The sequence below is a fragment of the Paenibacillus nasutitermitis genome (assembly GCF_014641075.1).
Classification (GTDB): Bacteria; Bacillota; Bacilli; order Paenibacillales; family Paenibacillaceae; genus Paenibacillus_Z; species Paenibacillus_Z nasutitermitis.
The window spans coordinates 965,917-982,404 of record NZ_BMHP01000003.1 but is presented as its reverse complement, the minus strand read 5'-3'; the positions used below and the strand labels follow the sequence as shown (position 1 = coordinate 982,404).

General features: G+C 52.5%; 15 protein-coding genes. 11 read left to right on the top strand and 4 right to left on the bottom strand.

The features are described from left to right. Positions 1 to 141 precede the first annotated feature (141 nt). From IEY46_RS23165 to IEY46_RS23155, 3 genes are read left to right on the top strand one after another with little or no spacing between them, the layout of a single operon-like run. Positions 142 to 1,263, top strand: coding sequence for a Gfo/Idh/MocA family protein (locus IEY46_RS23165; protein WP_188995468.1), 1,122 nt, complete (start codon positions 142 to 144; stop codon positions 1,261 to 1,263). Next, positions 1,260 to 2,153 (top strand): DUF6807 domain-containing protein, encoded by an 894-nt coding sequence (locus IEY46_RS23160; RefSeq protein ID WP_188995466.1) that lies wholly within the window; start codon positions 1,260 to 1,262, stop codon positions 2,151 to 2,153. The genes IEY46_RS23165 and IEY46_RS23160 overlap by 4 nt, the downstream gene beginning before the upstream one ends. Next, on the top strand, positions 2,150 to 3,133 hold the full coding sequence (locus IEY46_RS23155; RefSeq protein WP_188995464.1) for an NAD(P)-dependent oxidoreductase: 984 nt from the start codon (positions 2,150 to 2,152) through the stop codon (positions 3,131 to 3,133). Before IEY46_RS23160 ends, IEY46_RS23155 begins: the two co-directional genes overlap by 4 nt. A 70-nt stretch (positions 3,134 to 3,203) precedes the next feature. On the opposite strand, the gene IEY46_RS23150 is transcribed toward IEY46_RS23155, so the two are convergent. Further along, positions 3,204 to 3,908, bottom strand: coding sequence for a DUF8692 domain-containing protein (locus tag IEY46_RS23150; protein ID WP_188995461.1), 705 nt, complete (start codon positions 3,906 to 3,908; stop codon positions 3,204 to 3,206). Continuing rightward, positions 3,905 to 4,888: an NAD(P)-dependent oxidoreductase gene (locus tag IEY46_RS23145; RefSeq protein ID WP_188995459.1), complete on the bottom strand. Its 984-nt coding sequence runs from the start codon at positions 4,886 to 4,888 to the stop codon at positions 3,905 to 3,907. The genes IEY46_RS23150 and IEY46_RS23145 overlap by 4 nt, the downstream gene beginning before the upstream one ends. Before the next feature lie 344 nt (positions 4,889 to 5,232). Between IEY46_RS23145 and IEY46_RS23140 the strand changes: the two genes are divergently transcribed. From IEY46_RS23140 to IEY46_RS23120, 4 genes are all read left to right on the top strand, one after another. Then, the gene (locus tag IEY46_RS23140; RefSeq protein WP_188995457.1) at positions 5,233 to 6,213 is read left to right on the top strand and encodes a 3'-5' exoribonuclease YhaM family protein; all 981 of its coding nucleotides are present in this window, start codon (positions 5,233 to 5,235) and stop codon (positions 6,211 to 6,213) included. 312 nt (positions 6,214 to 6,525) lie between these two features. Next, positions 6,526 to 7,857, top strand: coding sequence for a UDP-N-acetylmuramoyl-L-alanine--D-glutamate ligase (gene murD / locus IEY46_RS23130; RefSeq protein ID WP_188995453.1), 1,332 nt, complete (start codon positions 6,526 to 6,528; stop codon positions 7,855 to 7,857). Between the two features lie 83 nt (positions 7,858 to 7,940). Beyond that, complete coding sequence (locus IEY46_RS23125) at positions 7,941 to 8,432, top strand: NUDIX hydrolase (RefSeq protein WP_188995451.1); 492 nt, start codon at positions 7,941 to 7,943, stop codon at positions 8,430 to 8,432. 438 nt (positions 8,433 to 8,870) lie between these two features. Next, entirely contained in the window at positions 8,871 to 11,354 is a 2,484-nt protein-coding gene (locus IEY46_RS23120; protein WP_188995449.1) for a carbohydrate binding domain-containing protein, read from the top strand. A gap of 94 nt (positions 11,355 to 11,448) precedes the next feature. Here the strand turns inward: IEY46_RS23120 and IEY46_RS23115 are convergent, their stop codons facing one another. Beyond that, complete coding sequence (locus IEY46_RS23115) at positions 11,449 to 11,799, bottom strand: hypothetical protein (protein WP_188995447.1); 351 nt, start codon at positions 11,797 to 11,799, stop codon at positions 11,449 to 11,451. 538 nt (positions 11,800 to 12,337) lie between these two features. On the opposite strand from IEY46_RS23115, the gene IEY46_RS23110 reads away from it, so the two are divergent. Together IEY46_RS23110 and IEY46_RS23105 are read left to right on the top strand one after the other, a co-directional pair. Beyond that, positions 12,338 to 12,787 (top strand): SH3 domain-containing protein, encoded by a 450-nt coding sequence (locus tag IEY46_RS23110; RefSeq protein ID WP_188995445.1) that lies wholly within the window; start codon positions 12,338 to 12,340, stop codon positions 12,785 to 12,787. Between the two features lie 10 nt (positions 12,788 to 12,797). Continuing rightward, complete coding sequence (locus IEY46_RS23105; protein WP_188995443.1) at positions 12,798 to 13,508, top strand: AIM24 family protein; 711 nt, start codon at positions 12,798 to 12,800, stop codon at positions 13,506 to 13,508. A gap of 96 nt (positions 13,509 to 13,604) precedes the next feature. Here IEY46_RS23105 and IEY46_RS23100 read toward each other — a convergent pair whose 3' ends face one another. Continuing rightward, positions 13,605 to 14,174 carry a GbsR/MarR family transcriptional regulator gene (locus IEY46_RS23100; protein WP_229750478.1) on the bottom strand — a complete coding sequence of 190 codons (570 nt, stop codon included), beginning with the start codon at positions 14,172 to 14,174 and terminating at the stop codon, positions 13,605 to 13,607. 274 nt (positions 14,175 to 14,448) lie between these two features. On the opposite strand from IEY46_RS23100, the gene IEY46_RS23095 reads away from it, so the two are divergent. Together IEY46_RS23095 and IEY46_RS23090 are read left to right on the top strand one after the other, a co-directional pair. Further along, complete coding sequence (locus tag IEY46_RS23095) at positions 14,449 to 15,639, top strand: quaternary amine ABC transporter ATP-binding protein (protein ID WP_188995441.1); 1,191 nt, start codon at positions 14,449 to 14,451, stop codon at positions 15,637 to 15,639. 4 nt (positions 15,640 to 15,643) lie between these two features. After that, positions 15,644 to 16,483 (top strand): ABC transporter permease, encoded by an 840-nt coding sequence (locus tag IEY46_RS23090; protein ID WP_188995438.1) that lies wholly within the window; start codon positions 15,644 to 15,646, stop codon positions 16,481 to 16,483. Positions 16,484 to 16,488: the final 5 nt, after the last annotated feature.

Genomic DNA, 16,488 nt, shown 5'->3' with positions numbered 1-16,488 from the left:
GTGGTGTAAAGATGCAGCTAATATATACCGCTCATGGCCATTCGTCAATGTAAAATATTATAGACCACGATCCAATAACCTCATTTACGAAAGCGCTTCAATCCACTACGATGAAGATACATTGATCAAAGGAGACGTGAGATGGGAAAAAAAATCAAGGTGGCAATCGTCGGTCTCGGGTTTGGAGCGGAATTCATTCCGATCTATCAGAATCATCCCAATGCAGAAATGTACGCTATCGTTCAACGTTCGGCGGAGAACCTGGCTAAGTTGGGGGAACACTTTGATATCCCGGTCCGCTATGGGGATTTTGAGGAAATGCTGAGAGACCCTCAGATAGATGCCGTTCATATCAATACGCCGATTCCGAATCATGCGGCGCAGAGCATTGCGGCACTAAACGCAGGCAAGCATGTAGCCTGCACCGTACCAATGGCTACTTCCCTGGAAGACTGCCGGCGAATAGTGGAAGCGCAGCAGCAATCGGGAAAAAACTATATGATGATGGAAACCGCCGTGTATACGCGGGAGTATCTATATGTTAAGGAATTGCGGGACAGCGGCAAACTGGGCCGCATCCAATTTCTCCGCGGGGCGCATCAGCAGGAGATGGCTGGCTGGCCGGGATACTGGGAAGGCCTGCCGCCCATGCATTATGCGACCCATGCTGTAAGCCCGCTGCTTGCCTTGGCAGGCAAAGAGGCCGAATCCGTGAACTGCCTTGGATCCGGGAGAATCGGGGAGCAGCTCGCGTCCCGTTACGGCTCGCCATTTGCCGTGGAATCCGCTTTGTTCCGATTGAGGGATTCGGAGCTCGCGATGGAAGTGACGCGTTCCCTGTTTGAAACGGCCCGGGAATATGTTGAGAGCTTTGACATCTATGGCGACAAAATGAGCTTTGAATGGCAGCAGCTGGAGAGGGAAGCGCCCGTCCTGTTTGCAGGCGAACAGGCACAGCGTGTTGAAGTTCCCGACTATGCGCATTTGCTTCCTGAAGGAATCCGCCCCTACACGACCCAGGGGGTCTATGATTCCGATGACAACCGGCATCTGTCGTTTACACAGGGCAGCGGTCATGGAGGCTCGCATCCGCATATGGCCCATGAATTCATCATGAGCATCGTGGAGGGAAGGCCCGCCTTTCCGGACGTGTATACTTCCGCGAACTGGACCAGTGCCGGAATCTGCGCGCATGAGTCGGCCATGAATAATGGCGCGCAAGTCCGGCTGCCAGACTATAAGCAAACCAGCAGGCCGCAATGAGCAATAGCCTGAAAGGGGATTCCCCATTGTCCGACTCTATTCAACCAACCGGTCTGCGCGCCGTAAGTTCCGCATATGAAATCCGCATTTATCGTCAAGACGGATCCTCTCCGATCCTGGTTCAACAAGCCGAAGCCGGCAAGCGTCCTTTCATTCATCCTATCGCAGCGCCCGACGGCGCCGGTATTCTGACCGAGGACGCGCCGCCGCATCATCCTTGGCAGCATGGGCTCTACGTAGGTTTGAACGACGTCAATGGTTCCGGCTTCTGGAAAGAAAAGCTGGGAGGCAACAGGGAGCATGACGGAACGTTCCATCCGCGGCTGCTTGAAGAAGCCGCTGTGGAAGGCAGCAGGGCATCCTGGACGGTGACGACGGATTGGAGAGACAGAAGCGGTCAACCCCTGCTGGTAGAGCAGCAGTGCTGGACTTTACACGATTTGGGAGACCGGTACGAGCTCGACATGGAGTGGACGCTGCGGGCGGAAACGGACATTACATTTGGACAATATGCTTATGGAGGACTTTTTCTGCGCATGCCTTACCGGGAGGAAACCGGCGGGTCCGCTCTGAACAGCGAAGGCCTGAACGCAGCGGAAGCGGAAGGCAAGCGGGCGCGGTGGGTCGCCGTGCAAATGCCCATTGCAGGCCGGTTGAATGACGCGGGCATCGCGTTCATGGATCATCCTGGGAATGTTGAGCACCCGGTGCCTTGGCGGGTGGATCATCAGCTGGGCATCTCGCCGAGCTGCTGCATCGCGGGAGATTGGCATCTTAAGCGGGGAGAGTCGAGGACGTTCAGGTTTCGCGTGTATGTATTTTGCGGGGACATTTCCATACCCGCTATTGAAGACAGCTGGAACCATTATACGGGAGGAATGGGATCATGAGCAGCATTATTGTCGTACATCCGGATTTTGACCGGATTTGGCCGTACTCAGCCGACCATTTATTGCAATTGTGGCAGGAGCAGGGGGAAGCGGAGCTGATTCGGGTTTCCCCGGATTTTCAGGGCGGACTTGATGAAGTGGTGAATCGCCCGGGGGAGGTCACCCGTCTTGTTGCACTGGGTCTTCCGGTCACTAAGGAAAGCGTGGAGCCGTTCGCAGCGTTGAAGGAGGCCGTGATTATTGTTTTGGGACATGGCGGCCGGGCAGCTCAGGAAGTGGAAGACAGCTTGAAGGAGCGCGGTGTAAAGCTGTATGTTCAGCCGTCCGAAGGTTTCTGGGGGCAGTCGGTGTCGGAGTTCGCCCTGGCTTTGACGCTTTGCGGGCTGCGCCGCATTCCGCAGCTGCATCATGAGATATTGACAAGCATTGGCCCATGGGATTATCCGCTGGAGCAGTTCGGTGACGATCCCAACTTTACGAACGGTACGGTAGCGGGCAAACGGGTGCGAATCGTAGGCGCGGGGAACATCGCTTCCCGGTATGCAAGCTTCGTTCACATGCTGGGCGCCGATGTGGCGGCATGGGACCCTTATGCGCCAGAGCCTTCGTTTCACCGGGCCGGGAGCCGCCGGGAATGGCATCTGGACCGTCTTGTGCGGGATGCGGAGATTTTCGTTCCCATGGTTCCGCTGACGGACAGCACAGAAGGGCTGGTTACAGCGCAGCATATACGCGCACTGCCCAAAGGCACGCTTGTGGTGCTGGCGACGCGGGCCGGCATTGTTGATATGGAGGAGCTGAGAAGGCGCGTGCTGGCTGATGAATTGAGCCTGGCCGCCGATGTGTTCGATATCGAGCCGCTGCCGCTGGACGATCCGCTGCTCGGACGCCACAATGTGGTCCATACCCCGCATAATGCGGGGCGCACTCTGCAAGCGAATCAGCTTTGGGCCAAGATGCTTGTTGATCAGTTCCTGTAAGCGAGGGGCCTTGCCTTGCGTCCCTCCACCCTAACAGCTGAGAACTGGCCGTCATCATGAGCCAGTGGTGTCAAGAAGCAGGATCTGCTTCGGGCTGAGGGTCCGGCCCCGGCCCCGGCGCTTCGTGCATAACATGATGTACGACCATCAGCATAAGCGAGCTGAGCAGCGATAGCACCGCGAAGAGCTCGACGATTTCCTCCAGAGTCTGCTCCAGGCGTTCGGCGGCTTTGGACATTCGGGACACATCGAAGGTATCCATTCCTACCGCCAGGGCGAACAAGGCTCCGGAGATGATCAGCCAGACCAGAGCCAGACGGCGGACGCGATAGAGGCGGATCACATATACCGCCAGCGCGAGTGCCACAATGGCATAGACCAGCAGAATGAAGTCGCCGGCCTCCATCCAGGGAAGGAACTTGATGCCGGTTGACTTCAAATAATGATCGCGGACGCGCTCGTGAAAAGCGAAGCGCTCATCCGCCATCAGAAAGGCGAAGGCTGCTGACAGCAGCAGCCAGTTTAGCGGGCGGCGCTTAAAGCCATCGCGGGCGTAAGTCAGCATGCAGCAAAGCAAAGCCATCAGGACGCATCCGAACCAGATGACGCTCTGCAGCCATGTCATCGGCGTTTGCTCAGCAGCCAGGTAGATCCAATAACTTGGCCATTTGACAGCCGCAAGCACGACTACGAATAAGGCGCTCAGGATGAAAGCCGATGCGATGATCCATCGTTCCATCATATGAAGGCGCGCTTCAAAGGTCTCATTTCTCATAAAAGCCTAGCGTCCTTTCCGGTAACAACGGTACCCAGGGAAGCTCCGCGGAGCAGTTCCGCCACATGATCCACAAAGCTGTCATATCCGCGTGCAATAACCTCCTCCGAATACCAGGCGGTATGACCGGTCTGAAGAATCCGCCCCTCTGCAATTTGGCGCTGAGCCAGAGTGTCTCCGGCCAGAGAGAAGAAATCGTCTACGGCATAACCTTTCAAATGACCCTCGTCAATAGAGGTGACAACAGCCGCATTGTCCACCAGCGCGGATCGCGATACATTGATCAAATAAGCCCCCTGCTTCATCCGGTACAGCTCATGAGCTCCGAAACTATGACCTATCCCCCAACTGGAAGGATAATGAAGAGAGACAATATCCGAGGAAGCAAGCAGCTCTTCCTTGGATACTTTAGCCAGACCCTGGCCGCGATCCTCTCTGGGATCGCAGCCAATCACATTCATGCCGAAGGCCTGTGCCAGACCGGCAACATAACTGCCGATCCGGCCCAGACCGATCAAGCCAAGCGTCTTGCCGCGCAGCTCCCAGCCTTTCACCGAGGTGCCCGCCGGCACCCTGCCGCGCACCCGGTCCTGGCTCAGATGGATCCGTCGCGAAAGCGTCAGCAGCAGTCCGATGGTATGTTCCGCGACGGATATCGTGGAGTACTGCGGCAGATTGGAGAGCGTGATATCCTTCTCCTCGAGCAGCTCCAGATCGATATAATCGATGCCTGTAGCAAAGACCGCGATGCCTCTAAGCCTGGGCAGCTGCGTGATCCATGATGCATCGATGGATGGGACGGAACGCGGGGTGAGGCCCGCCACTTCGGCTTCCTGCAGAAGGTCCACCAGACGGCCGGCAGGAATGGGATCGAGCGCAGTGTGATAGGTAATATCACCGGCAAGCTCCAGACGCGATATTTGCTCCGGCGTGAAATTATCTTTGCCGCTTGCCGTAATAAGAACAGCCTTCTTCTTCAATGATATCGACTCCTTGAGCAGCTGCGGCATGGGTTTAATAGAACCTTATCGCACGGGATCCAGTTCGAATGGCGCACGATAGATCTATATGGGACTTATGCAAAATAGATATAAAACATTCGAAGTTTCATGAAAAAGGCAGACGTATATTTTCGTTACCCAAAATGGTGTATTCTCAATCACTGCAAGCGGCAAAAAATGAATTTTTCTCCGGCTGGATAAGCTTTCGTAGTATAATAACCCTAACGATCACACGTTGGCCCGGGACAACCGGTTATCTGCTGTAAGGAGACCGTGTATCATCGCCCGCGAAACGAGGGAAGCTTTAGGAGGATTTTTCAGATATGACACTGATTAAGCAATTGAATTCGCAAGACGAGTTTGTCGGCTTTTATTTGCTGAAGGAGCTTGATGTCAAACAGACCAACGGCACACCGCCCAAGGATTATTTTGATATTGTGCTTTGCGATTCCAGCGGGCAGATGCCGGCGAAGTATTGGGATGTCTCAAGTACGGACAAGGAAACCTTTTTCCCGATGGGTCTGGTAAAGGTGCAGGGCACCGTTCTGACTTACCGGGAACGGCTGCAGATCAAGATCTCGCGTATCCGCAAAACCGAACCCGATGACGGGGTGAACATTACCGATTTTATCCGCTCGGCGCCAATCCGGCCTGTTGATCTGGTCTATGCCATCAAGCAGGCCATGGAGAAGATAGGAGACCCGGAAATCAGGACAATCGTCTCCTTCTGTATCGGCAAGGTTGAAGAGAAGCTGATGCATTATCCGGCAGCCAAGACGCATCATCATGCTTATTTTGCCGGACTTGCCTATCATATGGTACGGATGCTGGAGTTGGGAGAGTTTATTTGCAAGCAGCGTCCGTTCCTGAATCCGGATTTGCTGCAGGCCGGTATTATTTTGCATGACATCGCCAAACCGGAGGAAATGATTGCGCAGCTCGGTATCGTTTCCGAATACAGCGTCAGGGGCAAGCTGATGGGCCATATCTCCATGGCTTCCAACTGGATTACGGAAGCGGCTATACGCGAGGGCATTGCGCTGGACTCGGACCGTGTGCTGGCCCTTCAGCATCTCGTGTTGTCTCATCATAATCTCGGGGAATGGGGCAGCCCGGTCCAGCCTCAGACCGCAGAAGCGGTAGCGCTGCACCATATCGACGCTCTCGACGCCAAGCTGCAGATGGTGGAGGATGCGCTTGACACGACACCGGAGACAGAGCCTTGGACCCCGATGATCAGAGGACTTGAGAATAAAGCGGTCTACCGGACGAATATTCCGCGAGCTGCCCTGGAATCCTATTAACGTTTAAGAAGAGTCAGTTCCCGCTACTAGAGTTGGGGCTGGCTCTTTTTTTGTTCACTGGTATATAAACTTGATAGATGGATACCCCCCCAAAAAAAAATGATAACGCAAAGCAGCAATTATCGAACGAGCTTCGGCGACTACAACTCGAATGCGGATCCGGAGAAGATGAAAGAACTAAGCGAGCGTTATGCTGCGATGGATGAGCCTCAGAAAGAGAAGCAGGGCGGTTCCAATATGTGGTATATTTGAATTAATGATATGCATCGGCAGAATGGTTTTATCCCTAACATTTCTTAAGCGGAGGTGCCTATGAATCCTGCTTTTGACACCTATATCCAAGCGCTGGCCGGTCGGGATGTGACAGTTATCGGCGCCGGCGTCAGCAACGCACCGCTGATCCGAATGCTGTGCTCGGCCGGAGCGCGCGTCACCGTGCGCGATCGCAACCTGGCCCTGCCCCGAGAGGAGTGGGACGATCTGGGCGTCGGGTTGCACTTAGGGGAGAATTACCTGGATCACGTTGGGGGCGACATGGTGTTCCGCACCCCGGGCATGCGCCCAGACCATCCGGCGCTGGACTCAGCCCGCGCAGGTGGCAGCCGTGTGACCAGTGAGATGGAGGAGTTTTTCGCGCTGTGTCCATGTCCCATTTTCGGTGTGACCGGTTCGGACGGTAAGACCACCACCACGTCGCTGATTGCCGACATGCTGGCCAATGGGGGACGTACGGTGCATGTGGGCGGCAACATTGGCACGCCACTACTGACGCGCGCGGGCGAGATGTCGCCGCTGGACGCCTGCGCGGTCGAGCTGTCCAGCTTCCAGCTGATAGACATGACGCGCTCTCCCCATGTGGCGGTGATCACCAACCTCTCGCCCAATCATCTCGACTGGCACCTCGACATGGATGAATATATCGCCGCCAAGTGCCGCCTGCTGGATTTTCAGAGGGCTGGCGAACTTGCCGTCCTCAACGGAGACAATCCGGCGACCGCTGCACTGCGCGGGTGGGGGCGGACCAAGTACTTCGGCGGGCACACGGTCCGCGATGATGTGATCGACGGGCTGGTACCTATCCGTGACATTCGTATGCCGGGGTGGTATAACGTGGAAAACGTCATGGCAGCCATGACCGCTGTGCGGGGGACCGTGCCGGACGAGGCAATTCTGGAGACGGTGCGCACCTTCGTCGGCGTCGAGCACCGAAACCAGTGGGTGGCAGATGTGGGTGGCGTACATTATTACAACAACTCCATCGGCTCCAGCCCCACCCGTACCGTTGCCACACTGCATGCGCACGTGGGCCGAGTGCTGCTGATCGCCGGCGGGCGAGATAAGAAGGTACCGTTTGACGAGATGGCCCGGTTGCTGCCTGATCATGTCAAGGTGTTGCTGTTGATCGGCGAAGCGGCCAGTCAGATCGAGGATGCTGCGCGCCGAGTGCCGAGGTGCCCACCCATTGTCCGCTGCGAAGGCCTGGCCGAGGCAGTGGCGCAGTCTCACAAGATGGCCGCACCGGGCGACACTGTTCTGCTAAGCCCTGCCTGCACTGCATATGACCAATATAGCAATTTTGAAGAACGTGGGTGTCACTTTGTAGAACTGGTCGGGGCGCTGCACCGGTTGGAGAGAAAAGGTTGAGCAAGGCACAGGCGTTTGCCGGGAAACCTAATTGCCCTGGATATGGAATAAATATACAAACGTACTGCAAAGGAGGTCGTAATATGCCATTTCCAACGCATATAGTAGCCGCAGGTGGATTTGTGGAAGATGAGCAAGGAAATATACTTTTAGTACAAACTCGTGACGGTGGTTGGGTTTACCCTGGTGGACAAGTGGAAGTTGGAGAAAATCTGATGGATGCTTTGATTCGTGAAATCAAAGAGGAAAGTGGAATTGATACTACGGTTAGCTACTTAATTGGTGTCTATTCGAATACAGGGATTTTTAAATGGTATGATGGTGTGACTGATGTTCCTACGCAAGTTGGGTTTGATTTCGTATGTAAACCTGTTGGTGGGGAGTTGTTAGCTGTTACTGAGGAAACAACCGATAGTCGCTGGGTGGCGAAAGATAAAGTTCTTGATTTCATTGAACACCCCGCTATTCGCACTCGCTATCAGGCATATTTGGATTTTAATGGAGCGGTAAATTACATAGCGTATTTAACGAAACCTGAGTTCATAATCAAACATCAAACATATATATCGAAGTAGATGATAACAAACGTTATTGAATAAAACAGCGGCAGTTCAGGACTTGTTTTTACCAGTCTTAGGCTGCCGCTGTTTACGATTAGTAACGGGCATGAAAGCCGGCTTTCCTTAATGTACAGGAATCCGGCTTTTTAGCTTTCAATTAATGCTTAACGTACAATTTTCACGAGATGGTACGGTGAACCATTTTATTAAGGCATTGACGAGACTGGACGAGAGTGGACTCTCTATGGTTTATAATTTTATTAAAATTACAAATTTCGACAAACATTAAATCTCAATTGGATTAAGATATTCTATGAAATCCAAATTATAGGATACCCGAGACTGTGAAAAAGTATGATGGAAAGAGGTGCTGCCGCAATCTTTTTAAGAAGCTGCCAGGCTTGTAAGTTGTTAGCGCAAAGGTCTGATCCATTCCGAAAAGGAGGCTTTATTATGAGAAAGAAGTGGGCCAAAAGGATGACAGCCGCTGTGGCGGCATGCGTAGTGGCGGGAACGGTGGGATGGACGGCTCCACGCGCCGAGGCAGCTGGCGAGGAATTTCAGATGGGCATTTTCTTTATGCCAACCTGGCCTTATACCAACAGCACCCAGTATGATTATATAAAGGATGCGGGCATCAACCTAATCCAAACCTTTTATCCCAATGATACGGGGTTCAGCTCCATCGCACAGATGAATACCGTGCTTGATCTTGCAGCTTCCAGAGGAATCAAGGTCCAGGTGTCGGATACCCGCTCCGCAAACCTGATGACAACGGCGACCAATGCGGAAATCGACAACATCGCAAACACCTATAAGAACCATCCGGCAACCGGGGGTTATTATATTAAAGACGAACCAGGCGCTTCCGCCTTTCCGAGGGCGGCGCAGGTTTATCAGCGGTTTCTTCTTAACGACCCCGATTCCGTTCCCAATGTCAATATGGTGCCTTTTCTGGGTATTTCAGGCCTCAGCTCATGGGTGAAGGCGGTCGATCCGGCTAATCTGAAATATTTGACCCTGGACCGTTATCCGTTTCCGGTGAGCGGCGGCATTAACGGGGGCTTTTATCAGGAGATGGAGAATTTGCGGTCGGTTGGCTTGTCGTACAATCTCAAGACGGCTGTATATTTGCAGTCGGTTGGCATCCCCGGAAATTTGCGCAGACCCAATGCCAATGAGCTGAGGTGGAATGTTTATAATGATTTGGCTTATGGCGTAAAAGGGCTGTATTGGTTCACCTGGTTCCAGCCTGTTCTCACCCCGGGAAACGAAGTGTTTACAACGGCCATCTTTGATGCAAACGGCAACAAAACCGACTTGTACGAGCCGGCGAAAGCGCTTGGGTCCGAAATAAAGAAATTAGGTCCGACCCTGATGGGGCTGACATCCCGCGATGTGTATGTGAAGGGCTCCCGTCCTGTCGGGACCACGACAGTTCCCGCTAATTATTTCTGGCAGCCAGCGGCTGCAACCGACCAGCTGATCTCCCATTTTGCCAATGCGGACGGAAGAAGCTATGTGATGGTTGTCAACCGGGATTATGCCAACTCCCAAACCTTAAGCTTTACTTTACCGTCCAAGCCATCGGCTGTAACCGAGGTTTCCAAAACAACGGGCAGCGAGGTCGGGACCAATTACAATAATGCGACAGGCGCAATCTCGGCTTCGTTCCTTCCCGGCGAAGGGAAGCTGTATGCGATCTCGACTGATTTTGCTTTGCCGGCGGCAACGGTGAACGACACGGACAACGGCATTGTTTATTCCGGCGGCAGCTGGATTTACAGTGAAGGACGCGGTGTCGGCGATTATGGCGACAATGTCCACCATGCAACAGCCAACAACGATTATGCGCAGTATACGTTCACGGGAACGGGAATCGACTTTGTGACCGAGAAGGATCCGAGCGGCGGGAATGTCGATATTTATATCGATAATGTTCTGCAGCAGACGATAAGCACGTACGGCACGGTTTCGAACCAGAGCCAGCAGACCGTGTACAGCAAAACAGGTCTTGCAGCCGGTACGCATACGTTCAAGGCTGTGAAGAAGACCGGAACCTATATGGTGGTTGATTCCTTCAAGGTGCATTCCGATAACAGCGTTCTTCGTGCTGCTGCCAAAACCAACGATACGTACAGCGGTATTGTTTATTCCGGAACGGGTTGGGGCTACAGCAACGGCCGTGGGGTCGGGAACTTTATGAACGACCTTCATTACACGACAGTCAACAACGATTTCTTCGAGTATAACTTTAAAGGAACAGGCGTGGATTTTCTGTCGGAAACCGACCCCAGCGGCGGAGATGTGGATATCTATATTGACAATGTATTCAAGCAGACCATCAGCACGCTCGGGACAGCGTCCAATAAATCCCAGCAGTCGGTATACAGTATAAGCGGTCTTCCTTATGGTTCGCATACCATTAAAGCGGTCAAAAAATCGGGAACGTACATGGTTCTTGACGGCTTCAACGAATATTCGGGCAGCAACCTGATTGTAAATCCCGGCTTTGAGAGCGGTGTCATTTCCCCTTGGGGAAATGCAAACGGCGGGACGGTGACCGCCGACGCCGCAACCAAAAAATCAGGCAGCTATGGCGCCAAAGTCTCCGCGCGGACCGCTCCTTGGAGCAGTCCGACCCAGGATGTGAAAGCAGCCCTTCTGGCCGCAGGGGAAGGGAACTACAATTTATCCGCCTGGTTCAAGCTGGGCAGCGGAACAGGCAGAGGACAGGTTGCCATTAAGCTGGTCGACGATTCCGGCACCCACTATGTATCGACCGATTACAAATCTATTAACAGCAGTCAATGGACTCAAGGCACCAAGCTGACCAATATCACATGGACCGGTCAACTGGCATCGGCAGTGATGTATGTGCAGACTGAAACGGGAACAACCGATCTATACGTAGATGACTTCATGCTTAGCCGGTAGCGCTGCTCGTTACCTATGAGATTACTCTCCGTCTGTTCGAACGATTAGGACAGACGGGAGGAACCTGGGTTGAACATTTTACGACGTTTCCGTTCTAGCGCAGTTCCTCCAGCTCATCCACATAATCTTTGGCTTCCTTAAGCGAAACCTTTCGCTCAATTCTGAACAATTTTATGGCCTGGATTCTTTTTCCTTCCTCAAGCAGGATACGCAGCCTGTTATCGAGTTCCATGTTTCTGTCGGGATGCTGGATCTTTTGAGGAGCGGCAGCGGGCATTGATGCGCTTGCGCTTGTGATGGACAGACCTGCTGCTTCCGGCCGGCTCTCCAGACGTTCAAGGTCTGCCCGCAGGATATTCAATTGGCCTTGGAGACTGATGACCCTGATCAGGAGCAGCAGGGAAAGTACAAGTGCAATAACCGCCACCATTTGAGTCGTATCCAATCGGAATTCCTCCTTCGTCTTTGCGTTATTTTCTTCCTATATTGTAATGAAAGAGAGAAGTTCGTTCAATGGCAGATGCAAGGGGATGGCGGCCGGTACAGGAAAGGCTGCAACAAAACCGTAATTGAAACAGCGGCTAACTGCCGATCAATCAAGGCCTTGAAACACCCTGCTAGAATACCAAGAAGGTACAGAGCCTCTAGAATTTGAGGAGACTGTACTTTTTTTCTGTGAAGGCGCATTTCTTTAGTGGCTTGTTCCTTTCTGGGCGAAGAATGTCAAAATTGGCTTTGCTATGATGAATGGGAGGATATGGCAGGGGGCTAAACGGGTAATAAAAAGTAAGCAGCCTCCATATTGTCGATTTTTAGGGTTCTCTGAAACAAAAGCGGTGCAGAATGCGTATTTATCTATAATGGGATTTGCCGGAAAAGATTGACAGGACGGATGCCGTCGAAGGATGGCAGAAAGGCCGTTTCTTCTTTTTATTGCCCTGTGCTTTGCAAACCATCTTTTGTCTGAAGGGAGGCAGGATCTGATGAGGTTTGGGAAGTGGGGGTTATCGTTTGCCTGCGTTATGCTGCTGACAGGCGCTTCCGCGAATGTAGCGCATGCCGGTTTCGTGGATAATGTGAAAGGCATTTTCAAGCTCCCGGAAGAGGTGGACGAGCTTCGTAATCAGTATGACAGCACGAAGACCAAGCTGGAAGAGGTCACGAAGCAGTCGCAGGAAACTATTGAGCAATACCGCCAGGCGGGGGACCGGCTGCATGAAGAGAATATCAAGCTGATGGAGCAGAATGAGAATCTGGCCAAACGCAATGATGAGCTTTCGCAGGCCGTTATTTCCCTTCAGGCATCGGAGGAAGCACGCAGCGCAAAATCCAAACGATTATGGCTCTTTATTTATTCCGGTATCGGACTGCTGGCGTTTTATTTCCTCTCCGGCAGATTGCTGCGCCTGCTTCTGCGAAGCAGACAAGCCTAAGGGGGAGCAAATGGAAATTATTCCTCGAACAGGAGGCGCAGCTGCAAACAGCCAACAATCGGCGGTGGAGCTGAAGCTGCAAAAAGGGGATGCCGTTCATGTGCTCCATCCTCAGCAGATTGTTGCCTTTCAGGGTACGCCGCGCCAGCGCGAAGACAAGTTTATGAATGTGCAAGGGATTTACAGAAAGAAGAAGCTGATTAAGTCAAGACTCTCGGGTCCTTCCAATCTTTTGCTTGGCCTCCCGACCGGCTATACCCTCCATTGCCTGGAACTGGATGGGGATCATGATATGCTGTTTGATTTTCGTCATCTGCTGTTTCATACGGAAGACGTCAAGATGAAGAGCGTACTGCAGAAATTCAAAAATATGGTCGCCACTAAAGATATTATGCGCATGAGGTTTCACGGGCAAGGCGCGATCGGCATTATTTCCTGCGGTCCCGTAATCGAGTTAGAGCTGGATCCGGTGACGCCTTCTTTTATCGACAGCCGGGCTTTGATCGCCTTCCCGAGCAGGGTCGGTATCGATTTGAGCGTTTACGGCAACCATCTGGCCAGCCAGCATATGAGCTATCAATGGAAAATGACCGGCGTTGGCAAGGTGCTGCTGCAGGTTGGCTGGCCGGATGCCAGTCTGGAGCAATTCATCGGCCAGGACAGCTTGGTCAAGCGGCTGCTGCGGGAAATTATTCCATTCGGAGGCGTCTGGTTCAAGTAACAGTAATTTGCACAGGTAGATATTCACAGACAAAGGACGCAGCCTCTTCAGGGGCTGCGTCCTTTGTCTGTGAGCGGAGAAAGAAACAGGACAGATTTATATTTTCGTAGTCTTGGGAACGATCTCAAAAATCTCCCCGCTTTCCAATGCATCGATCAGCCGGTTAAGCCATTCATAATATTCAAGGGCACTCTCGATCTTGGCCAAATCGGCGGTGAGCAGCTTCTGCGGCGCCTCTTCCTCTTGATGGGCGGCCAGCAGCGCCAGCATCTCTTTCCTGGATTTCTGCAGGGACTGAATATTCATTTCAACGGACTTTCGCCATTTGATGGTGAAGAAATCGGCGAAGGTCTGATACCAGTCGCTTTCCACCTCATATAAATCCTTGCGCACGCCCTTGCCCCAAACTTTATGAATCATTTTAAGATCAGTCAGAGTGCGCATGCCAGTACTGATGCTGGTCTTGCTCAGCCCCATGGTATCCACCATTTCATCCAGGGTAACCGGCTCGCTCCTGAAAAACATATTTCCGTACAGATGACCGATGGATAACGTAACGCCGTAAACATCTATATTTTTTCCGATTGATTCGATGACGCGCTGGCGTGATTTCAGAATGGATTGCTGCAGGTCGTCTGAAATAGATTCGAATTCATTTTTCTGCACGTTATGGTCATCTCCTTATTCCTGCATGCAGAATGGGCAGGCAAGAATACTTTGATTTTAATTGTAGAGAATAAAAAGATGAAAGTAAAGCACTCAGAACGAGAGGGAAAAGGCGGAATCTGAAGTAATCAGTGTATAAAGTTTATAAAGTTAAAACTGTACATAAAATATAAACTGATTAAACGGTTGATTCCGAATGCAGTTTACTTCATAATGGTACAAGTCACTAAAGAGCGAAAGAAACCGGATAATCTGTGAGGAACGGGGTGGGTTCATGTCGATCATTGAGGTTAAAGGGCTGACAAAGATATTCGGACCTGAACCGAAGAGGGCCATTGCCCTCATGGAGAAAGGGAAGTCGAAGGACGCTATTTATAAGGAGACCAAGCTCACCGTCGGGGTGAACCGCGCGAGCTTCTCTATTGAGCCGGGCGAGATCTTCGTTATCATGGGCCTGTCGGGGAGCGGTAAGTCCACGCTGGTTCGACTCCTCAACCGGCTTATTGAACCGACCGACGGGCAGGTGCTTATAAACGGCCAGGATATAGTGAGAATGAGCCGCGAGGAGCTTCGTGACGTGCGCCGCAAGAAGATCAGCATGGTGTTTCAGAAATTCGCTTTGTTTCCGCATCGTACCGTGCTGGAGAATGTGGAGTATGGGCTGGAGATCCAGGGGATTCCTAAACCCCAGCGTACGGAGCTTGGCATGAAAGCGCTGGAGCTGGTTGGACTTGCCGAACGGGCCGACAGCCTGCCGGATCAGCTCAGTGGCGGAATGCAGCAGCGTGTGGGTCTTGCACGGGGACTTGCCAACGATCCTGATGTGCTGCTTATGGATGAGGCCTTCAGCGCCTTGGATCCGCTAATCCGCAAGGATATGCAGGACGAGCTTCTTGACCTCCAGTCGCGGATGAAGAAAACGATCGTATTTATTACCCATGACCTGGATGAGGCGCTGCGGATCGGGGATCGGATCGCCCTGATGAAAGATGGTGTCATCGTGCAGATTGGAACGCCGGAGGAGATTATGATTACGCCGGCCAATGATTATGTCGAGCGTTTCGTCGAGGATGTGGATTTGTCCAAGGTGCTTACCGCTTCCCATGTGATGAAGCGGCCGGTCACGATGGCGCTCGACCGGGGGCCGCGGGTGGCGCTCCAATTTATGAAGGAGCATGGTGTCTCCAATGTTTATGTGATTGGGGAGAACCGCAAGCTGCTCGGAGTGGTTACGGCAGAGGATGCTTCCCGGGCGGTAAGGGACGGGTTGAAAATTATGGATATTCTCATTGAGGAAGTACCCTGCGTATCGCCGGATACCATTTTGAATGATTTATTCGATCAGCTTAGCCAAACCAAAGTCCCGCTTGCCGTGATCGATGATCAAAGGCGCTTGAAGGGCATTATTATCCGGGGAACGGTACTGGCGGCACTTGCCGGCATCTCCGATTTGGGAGGTAAGTGAAACCATGGCTATACCGAAAATTCCGTTGGACCGCTGGATCGATCAGGCGGTGCTCTGGCTGGAAGAACATCTGGGTACTTTCTTCAACGGCATACGCATTCTGATTGAAGCGATTGTCCATTCTTTTGAATGGGTGCTGCTGGGCATACCAGCCCTTATTATTATACTGCTTGCCGCACTTCTCGCTTACCGGCTGGTGAACTGGAAGATTGCGCTGTTTACCGTGCTGGGACTCCTGCTTATTCTGAATCTTGGATACTGGGACCATACCATGATGACGCTGGCTCTTGTGCTGACGGCAGCATTGATTTCCATCATTTTGGGCATTCCGATCGGCATATTGTCAGCAAGCAATATGAAATTCCAGAACGTCATCACGCCGGTGCTGGATTTCATGCAGACCATGCCTGCGTTTGTATACTTATTGCCGGCTATTTCTTTCTTCTCACTGGGCGTGGCGCCGGGAGTAATCTCCTCCGTTATCTTTGCGATACCGCCGACGATTCGGCTCACGACTCTGGGAATCCGCCAGGTACCCAGTGACTTGACGGAGGCTGCCGATGCTTTCGGCTCGACGCCGATGCAGAAGCTGATCAAGCTGGAGCTGCCTCTCGCGGTGCCGACCATAATGGCGGGGGTTAATCAGACCATTATGCTCTCCTTGTCCATGGTCGTTATTTCTTCCATGATCGGGGCGCAGGGTGTAGGAGCGGACGTATACCGTGCCGTTACACAGACGAAGGTCGGGATCGGATTTGAAGCGGGGCTTGCGGTGGTCATTCTGGCTATTGTGCTGGACCGGATGACGCAAAGCCTGATGAAAACAAAAAAAGGAAGAGGTTGATAGCA

Excerpts from the sequence above, each read along its gene's own strand:
- IEY46_RS23165 (WP_188995468.1), top strand. The coding sequence starts at position 142 with ATGGGAAAAAAAATCAAGGTGGCAATCGTCGGTCTCGGGTTTGGAGCG.
- IEY46_RS23160 (WP_188995466.1), top strand. The coding sequence starts at position 1,260 with ATGAGCAATAGCCTGAAAGGGGATTCCCCATTGTCCGACTCTATTCAA.
- IEY46_RS23155 (WP_188995464.1), top strand. The coding sequence starts at position 2,150 with ATGAGCAGCATTATTGTCGTACATCCGGATTTTGACCGGATTTGGCCG.
- IEY46_RS23150 (WP_188995461.1), bottom strand. The coding sequence starts at position 3,908 with ATGAGAAATGAGACCTTTGAAGCGCGCCTTCATATGATGGAACGATGG.
- IEY46_RS23140 (WP_188995457.1), top strand. The coding sequence starts at position 5,233 with ATGACACTGATTAAGCAATTGAATTCGCAAGACGAGTTTGTCGGCTTT.
- murD (WP_188995453.1), top strand. The coding sequence starts at position 6,526 with ATGAATCCTGCTTTTGACACCTATATCCAAGCGCTGGCCGGTCGGGAT.
- IEY46_RS23125 (WP_188995451.1), top strand. The coding sequence starts at position 7,941 with ATGCCATTTCCAACGCATATAGTAGCCGCAGGTGGATTTGTGGAAGAT.
- IEY46_RS23120 (WP_188995449.1), top strand. The coding sequence starts at position 8,871 with ATGAGAAAGAAGTGGGCCAAAAGGATGACAGCCGCTGTGGCGGCATGC.
- IEY46_RS23110 (WP_188995445.1), top strand. The coding sequence starts at position 12,338 with ATGAGGTTTGGGAAGTGGGGGTTATCGTTTGCCTGCGTTATGCTGCTG.
- IEY46_RS23105 (WP_188995443.1), top strand. The coding sequence starts at position 12,798 with ATGGAAATTATTCCTCGAACAGGAGGCGCAGCTGCAAACAGCCAACAA.
- IEY46_RS23095 (WP_188995441.1), top strand. The coding sequence starts at position 14,449 with ATGTCGATCATTGAGGTTAAAGGGCTGACAAAGATATTCGGACCTGAA.
- IEY46_RS23090 (WP_188995438.1), top strand. The coding sequence starts at position 15,644 with ATGGCTATACCGAAAATTCCGTTGGACCGCTGGATCGATCAGGCGGTG.